Origin of the sequence: Pseudomonas schmalbachii (assembly GCF_017589465.1) — a bacterium.
GTDB lineage: Bacteria > Pseudomonadota > Gammaproteobacteria > Pseudomonadales > Pseudomonadaceae > Pseudomonas > Pseudomonas schmalbachii.
In genome coordinates this window covers 1-1,313 of sequence record NZ_JAELYA010000017.1, presented here as the reverse complement: position 1 = coordinate 1,313, position 1,313 = coordinate 1, and the positions used below count along the sequence as shown (strand labels likewise).

Annotated in this window: 2 protein-coding genes; both read left to right on the top strand. The window is 59.3% G+C overall.

Translation table 11 applies throughout. The annotated features are described in order from the left end of the window. Positions 1–478 (top strand): immunoglobulin domain-containing family protein (locus JFY56_RS24125; RefSeq protein WP_208316817.1); only part of this gene is annotated, 478 nt, incomplete at its 5' end. A 443-nt stretch (positions 479–921) separates the two neighbouring features. After that, positions 922–1,313: phosphotransferase (locus JFY56_RS24120; RefSeq protein WP_208316816.1), on the top strand; the 392-nt coding region annotated here is incomplete at its 3' end.

Sequence of the window (1,313 nt, the reverse complement as noted above, 5' to 3'; positions counted from 1 at the left end):
GTCCGGAGTGCCCAGCCGGTTCTCCGGCAGCGGCTCCGGAACCGACTTCACCCTGACCATCAGCTCCCTGCAGCCCGAGGACTTCGCCACCTACTACTGCCTGCAGGACTACAACTACCCCTGGACCTTCGGCCAGGGCACCAAGGTGGAGATCAAGAGGCAGCCAGCCGTGACCCCATCCGTGATCCTGTTCCCTCCCTCCTCCGAGGAGCTGAAGGACAACAAGGCCACCCTGGTGTGCCTGATCTCCGACTTCTACCCCCGCACCGTGAAGGTGAACTGGAAGGCCGACGGAAACAGCGTGACCCAGGGAGTGGACACCACCCAGCCAAGCAAGCAGTCCAACAACAAGTACGCCGCCAGCTCCTTCCTGCACCTGACCGCCAACCAGTGGAAGAGCTACCAGTCCGTGACCTGTCAGGTCACCCACGAAGGGCACACCGTCGAAAAATCTCTGGCCCCCGCCGAATGTTCTTGATAGCTCGAGTCTAGAGGGCCCGTTTAAACCCGCTGATCAGCCTCGACTGTGCCTTCTAGTTGCCAGCCATCTGTTGTTTGCCCCTCCCCCGTGCCTTCCTTGACCCTGGAAGGTGCCACTCCCACTGTCCTTTCCTAATAAAATGAGGAAATTGCATCGCATTGTCTGAGTAGGTGTCATTCTATTCTGGGGGGTGGGGTGGGGCAGGACAGCAAGGGGGAGGATTGGGAAGACAATAGCAGGCATGCTGGGGATGCGGTGGGCTCTATGGCTTCTACTGGGCGGTTTTATGGACAGCAAGCGAACCGGAATTGCCAGCTGGGGCGCCCTCTGGTAAGGTTGGGAAGCCCTGCAAAGTAAACTGGATGGCTTTCTTGCCGCCAAGGATCTGATGGCGCAGGGGATCAAGCTCTGATCAAGAGACAGGATGAGGATCGTTTCGCATGATTGAACAAGATGGATTGCACGCAGGTTCTCCGGCCGCTTGGGTGGAGAGGCTATTCGGCTATGACTGGGCACAACAGACAATCGGCTGCTCTGATGCCGCCGTGTTCCGGCTGTCAGCGCAGGGGCGCCCGGTTCTTTTTGTCAAGACCGACCTGTCCGGTGCCCTGAATGAACTGCAAGACGAGGCAGCGCGGCTATCGTGGCTGGCCACGACGGGCGTTCCTTGCGCAGCTGTGCTCGACGTTGTCACTGAAGCGGGAAGGGACTGGCTGCTATTGGGCGAAGTGCCGGGGCAGGATCTCCTGTCATCTCACCTTGCTCCTGCCGAGAAAGTATCCATCATGGCTGATGCAATGCGGCGGCTGCATACGCTTGATCCGGCTACCTG